Below are 5102 nucleotides of genomic sequence, written 5' to 3'. Positions count from 1 at the left end.
CTCCCTCCGCGCGGATGGAGCCTCCAATCTGCTACCAGATCTTTGATAATCGCCCCGTTCTGATCCGTCTCATCCGATTCCCGGCAGTTGCTAAGGAGAGAGGCGCTCCCGCACCCAGCCCTCGCCCTCGCGGCGGTAGCGGATGCGGTCGTGCAGGCGGCTCGGGCGCCCCTGCCAGAACTCGAGCGTCTCGGGCGCCACGCGGAAGCCGCCCCAGTGCTCGGGGAGTGGCACTTCGTCGGCCCCGGCGAAGCGCGCCTCCGTCTCGGCGTACGCGCGCTCCAGCGCCGCGCGGTCGGGGAGCGGCGACGACTGGCGCGAGGTCCAGGCGCCGAGCCGGCTGCCGCGCGGGCGCGACGCGAAGTAGGCGGCCGACTCGTCGCGGGCGACGCGCGTCACCGCGCCCGTCACGCGCACCTGGCGCTCCAGCTCCGCCCACCAGAACACCAGCGCCGCGCGCGGGTTGGCGTCGAGCTGCCGCGCCTTGGCGCTGCGGTAGTCGGTGTAGAACGCGAAGCCGCGCGCGTCCGCGCCCTTCAGAAGCACCGTGCGCGCGTCCGGCGCCCCGTCGGGCGACGCGGTGGCGAGCGTCATCGCGTTCGGCTCGACCGCCCTCGCCTCGACCGCCTCGTCGAACCAGCGGCGGAACTGCGCGATCGGGTCGGCGTCGGCGTCCCCCTCGTCGAAGCGCGCGCGCGCGTAGTTCTGCCGCAGGTCCGCGATCGGGTCGCTCACCGCACCTCCAGCAGCGGCAGCGGGGCGCGCGGGTAGCTCTCCGGGACCGCGACGAACTCCTCGACCTCGAACGGCGCGCCGTCGGGCGTCTCGAGCACGAAGCCAGCGTCGCGGATCATGTCGAGGTCCGCGCGCGCCGCCGCGCCCTGCGTCGTCAGGTAGTCGCCGATGAAGATCGAGTTGGCCGGGTACAGCCCCATCACCTGCATCGAGCGCAGGTGCACCTCGCGCCCGCCGGCGATCCGGATCTCCTGCGACGGCAGCAGGAAGCGGTAGAGGGCGAGGATGCGCAGGCAGCGGCGCGGGTCGAGCTGCCGCACCTCGCTCATCGGCGTGCCGGGGACCGGGATCAGGAAGTTCACCGGCACCGACTTCACCTCCAGCTCGCGCAGCGACAGCGCGAGGTCGATCACGTCGTCGTCGGTCTCCCCCATGCCGAGGATCCCGCCCGAGCACGTCTTCAGCCCCGCCGCGCGCACCTGCTCGACCGTCGCCACCCGGTCCTCGAAGGTGTGCGTGCTCACCACCTCGGGCGTGTAGCGCGCCGACGTGTTGAGGTTGTGGTTCACCTGCGTGACGCCGGCCTCCTTGAGCGCGACCGCCTGCTCCTGCGTCAGCAGCCCGAGGCAGGCGCAGATCTTCAGGTCGTGCCGCGCCTTCACCTCGCGCACCGCGTCGAGCACCTTCTCGAACACGCGGCCGCCCGGCGAGCGCCCCGAGATCACCATGCAGAAGGTGCCGGCCTTCAGCTGCGCCGCGCGGTCCGCCGCCTCGAGGATGCGGTCGCGCGCCAGCATCGGGTACTTGTCGATCTCGGCGAGCGACAGCTTCGACTGCGAGCAGTAGCCGCAGTCCTCGGGGCACAGCCCGCTCTGCGCGTTGAGCAGGAAGTGCAGCCGCACCCGGTTCCCCCAGAAGTGGCGGCGCACCCGCCAGGCGGCCGCGAGCTGCGCGGGGAGCTCGGCGTCGTCGGCGGCCAGCACGGCGCGGGCGTCGTCGCGCGCGATCGGCGAGCCGGCCAGGGCCTGGTCGGCGAGGGCGTTCCAGTCGGGCAGGGACATGGGCGATGCGAGGGGGACCGTCGGCGCGCGTACGGGGGCGCACACGCGGGCGCGCCGGGAATGTCGCAGGGCGCGCGGGCGATTGCCTAGGGGCCGCGGGGGCCGCGGGGCCCGCCCCGCGCTCTTGTCCGGCGCGCCGGACGGCACTACCGTGGCGCACGTCGCAGGAGGGGTCGTCCCCCCGCTGGCGGAGGTCGTCGCGCATGCCGCGCTCGCACCCGCTGTCCGTCCGCACGGCCGTCGCCGCCGCGCTGGCGCTCCAGGTCGCGGCGGCGCCGTCCACGCCCCCCGCCGCGCCCGCCCGCGCCGGGCCCGCGGCCCGCACCGTCGAGCTGACCCTCACCGCCGCGCCCGCGCGCCTCGCGCTGCGCGACGGCGGCGACACGACCGACGTCTGGGCCTACGACGGCCGCGTCCCCGGCCCGACGCTCGACCTGCGCGAGGGCGACCGCGTCGTCGTGCACTTCCGCAACCGGCTGCCGGAGGCGAGCACGATCCACTGGCACGGGCTCACGCTGCCGTTCGTCGCCGACGGGAGCCCGTTCCACCCGGTGCCGCCGGGGGGCAGCCATGACTACGTGTTCACGGTGCCGCGCGGCACCGCCGGCACGTACTGGTACCACCCGCACCCCGACCACCGCACCGGCGCGCAGGTGGCGCGCGGCCTCTACGGCGCGATCGTCGTCCGCGCGCCGGACGACCCGCTCCCGGCGTCGCTCCCGGAGCACGTGCTCGTGCTCTCCGACAACCGCTTCCGCCCCGGCGGCGCGATCGACATCGCCGACCCGGCGTCCCCCGCCGGGCGCGTCGACGCCGAGAACGGGCGCGAGGGCGACGTCGTCTTCGTGAGCGGGCGCGTCATGCCCGCGCTGGCGATCCGCAGCGGCGAGGTGCAGCGCTGGCGGATCGTCAACGCCTCGGCGGCGCGCGTCTACCGCCTGGCGCTCGAGGGGCACCGCCTGCTGCACGTCGGCAGCGACGGCGGGCTCTTCGCGCGCGGCGTCGAGCGCGGCGAGCTCACGCTCGGCGTCGGCGAGCGCGCCGAGGTGCTCGTGCGCGGCACCGGCGCGCCGGGGACGCGCGCGCTGCTGCGCGCGCTCCCGTACGACCGCTACATCCCGCAGACCCGCCCCGCCGACTGGGCGACGCCGCGCGACCTGCTCGCGCTGCGCTACGACGACGGGCCGCCCGTCGCGCCGCCGGCGCTCCCCGAGGTGCTGCGCCCCGTGGCGCCGCTCGACACCGGGCGCGTCGCCGCCCGCCGCGTCATGGTGCTGACGCAGCACCTCATCAACGGGAAGCACATGGACATGGCGCGCGTCGACGTGCGGGCGCGGCTCGGCACCACCGAGATCTGGGAGGTCGAGAACCTCGTCGGGATGGACCACCCCTTCCACCTGCACGGCTTCCGGTTCCAGGTCCTCGACCGGAACGGCGTCCCCGAGCCGTTCCCGAGCTGGAAGGACGTGGTGAACGTGCCCAAGCACGAGACGGCGCGGTTCGTCGTGCGCTTCGACGGCTTCGCGGGGAAGTGGATGTACCACTGCCACATCCTGGACCACGAGGACCACGGGATGATGGGAGTGCTCGAGGTGCGGCCCTGAGCCGCCGCACCGCCACGCAGCGACCCTCACCACGGAGGCGCCGATGGCACGTCCTCACCACCTCGCGGCCGCCGCCGCGGTGGCCGGCCTCGCGTCCGCGGCGGCCGCCCCCACCCTCGGCGCGCAGGCGCGGCCGGCGGCCGCCGTCGCCGGAGGGGGACGCGCGCCGAGCGAGGCGCAGCTGCTGCGCGGGCGCGCGCTGGTCCTCAACCACGGCTGCGGCGACTGCCACGGCGGCTCCCCCGACCCCGCGTCCGAGGGGTTCCTCGCCGGCTACCGCCCCGACGCCGTCCCGTCGCTCGAGTTCCGCATCGGCCCGTGCGCCGACAGGCCCGACGCGCAGCCGTGCTTCCGCACGCGCCCGCGCAACCTCACCCCCGACAACGCGACGGGGACCGGCCGCTTCACCGAGCGGCAGCTCTTCAACGCGCTGCGCTACGGCCTGCGCCCCGGCGAGACGCCCGACGTCGAGATCACTGGGACGACGCCGGGACAGGGCAACTTCCCCGCGCACCCCAAGTACCTCGCCCCGCCGATGCCCTGGCCGGCGTTCCGCCACATGGCCGACCAGGAGCTGCGCGACATCGCCGCGTACCTGAAGCACGCCGTCGCCCCGGTGCGCAACCGCGTGCCGGACAGCGAGGGGCCGCCCGACTTCTGGGCGAGCGCGTACACGGTGGCGCTGATCGGCCCCTACCCGGCGGCCCCGTTCCCGACGGCCCGCGAGCAGCGGCCGACGCTGGCGCGCGCGGTCAGGGGAACGGGCGACCGATCAGCGCCGCCACCGCGGCGGTGAACGTCTCGTACTCCGGCGAGGGCCCGGCCTCCCGCGTGCACCCGCCGCGGGCGGTCGGGTAGGCGTTCTCCCCCGATCGCTCCCACGTCTCCCCGCCCGCGACGATCCGCAGCGCGAAGCCCCCGCCGTCGGCGACGCGCGGGTCCGCGCACGTGCGCGGCCAGCGCGCGATCCCGGCGGTCCGCGCCGCCGACCAGAACGCGCGCCACGCCGCCCCGTCGGGCACGACGGTCACCGAGTCCACCCCGACGCGCGGGTCGAAGAACTGCCGGCGCACGACGACCAGCGCTTCCCCGCGCAGCGTCACGACGTGCGACCCGTAGCCGTAACCGCTGTACGTGACCTCGAACGCGTCCGGCGCGCCGTCGCGCGGCAGCGGCGCGGTGGACGACGAGCAGCCGGCGAGCAGGAGCAGTGCGACGGGGCGGAGGGCGCGCATGGCGAGTCAGGGCGGGGCGAGGAGGACCCGCGCCAGCGCGTCGCCGGCCGCCGCGAGCGCGGCGGGGTCCTCCTGCGCTACCCCGTCGAGGTGGGGCACGGTCACCAGCGGCACCGCGCCCAGCAGCCCGCGCAGCGCGCCCGCGATCGTCGCCCCGGCGAGGTCCGGCGGGCCGCCGTGCAGCGCGTTGAGCGCGACCGCCCGCACCTGCCGCCCGCGCCGCGCCGCCTCGCGCACGGTGAGCAGCGTGTGGTTCAGCACCCCCAGCCGGTTCCCCGCGACGACGACCAGGTCGAGCGACCAGCGCGCCTCCAGGTCGGCGAGGTCGAGCCCCGGCGCGAACGGCACCAGCAGCCCCCCCGCGCCCTCGACCACGAGCGCGTCGGCGCCGCCGGCGCACCGCCCGGCCGCCGCGTCGAGTCGCGCGAGGTCGAGCGAAGTCGGAGGCCAAGCGGTCTTAGGAAGAC

General features: G+C 76.0%; 6 protein-coding genes. 2 read left to right on the top strand and 4 right to left on the bottom strand.

Going from position 1 to position 5102, the window contains the following annotated elements; all coding sequences use genetic code 11:
- Window positions 1–90: 90 nt before the first annotated feature.
- Entirely contained in the window at window positions 91–735 is a 645-nt protein-coding gene (pdxH, locus tag PYV61_RS20655; protein ID WP_275835172.1) for a pyridoxamine 5'-phosphate oxidase, read from the bottom strand.
- Window positions 732–1796 (bottom strand): biotin synthase BioB, encoded by a 1065-nt coding sequence (bioB, locus tag PYV61_RS20650; RefSeq protein ID WP_275835170.1) that lies wholly within the window; start codon window positions 1794–1796, stop codon window positions 732–734. The genes pdxH and bioB overlap by 4 nt, the downstream gene beginning before the upstream one ends.
- Window positions 1797–1999: 203 nt before the next feature.
- Here bioB and PYV61_RS20645 point away from each other — a divergent pair, with 203 nt between their 5' ends.
- Both PYV61_RS20645 and PYV61_RS20640 read left to right on the top strand, forming a co-directional pair.
- On the top strand, window positions 2000–3400 hold the full coding sequence (locus PYV61_RS20645; protein WP_275835168.1) for a multicopper oxidase family protein: 1401 nt from the start codon (window positions 2000–2002) through the stop codon (window positions 3398–3400).
- 43 nt (window positions 3401–3443) lie between these two features.
- Window positions 3444–4196 (top strand): hypothetical protein, encoded by a 753-nt coding sequence (locus PYV61_RS20640; protein WP_275835166.1) that lies wholly within the window; start codon window positions 3444–3446, stop codon window positions 4194–4196.
- Here the strand turns inward: PYV61_RS20640 and PYV61_RS20635 are convergent.
- Complete coding sequence (locus PYV61_RS20635) at window positions 4153–4635, bottom strand: hypothetical protein (protein ID WP_275835164.1); 483 nt, start codon at window positions 4633–4635, stop codon at window positions 4153–4155. The two genes, PYV61_RS20640 and PYV61_RS20635, sit on opposite strands and share 44 nt — an antisense overlap.
- A gap of 6 nt (window positions 4636–4641) precedes the next feature.
- The coding region (locus PYV61_RS20630) for a dethiobiotin synthase (protein ID WP_275835162.1) at window positions 4642–5102 on the bottom strand (461 nt) is incomplete at its 5' end.

Source organism: Roseisolibacter sp. H3M3-2, from assembly GCF_029211165.1.
GTDB lineage: Bacteria > Gemmatimonadota > Gemmatimonadetes > Gemmatimonadales > Gemmatimonadaceae > Roseisolibacter.
Note: the sequence above shows the minus strand (reverse complement) of the source record. Positions and strands in the feature narration are given on the sequence as shown.

Excerpts from the sequence above, each read along its gene's own strand:
- bioB (WP_275835170.1), bottom strand. The coding sequence starts at position 1,796 with ATGTCCCTGCCCGACTGGAACGCCCTCGCCGACCAGGCCCTGGCCGGC.
- PYV61_RS20645 (WP_275835168.1), top strand. The coding sequence starts at position 2,000 with ATGCCGCGCTCGCACCCGCTGTCCGTCCGCACGGCCGTCGCCGCCGCG.
- PYV61_RS20640 (WP_275835166.1), top strand. The coding sequence starts at position 3,444 with ATGGCACGTCCTCACCACCTCGCGGCCGCCGCCGCGGTGGCCGGCCTC.
- PYV61_RS20635 (WP_275835164.1), bottom strand. The coding sequence starts at position 4,635 with ATGCGCGCCCTCCGCCCCGTCGCACTGCTCCTGCTCGCCGGCTGCTCG.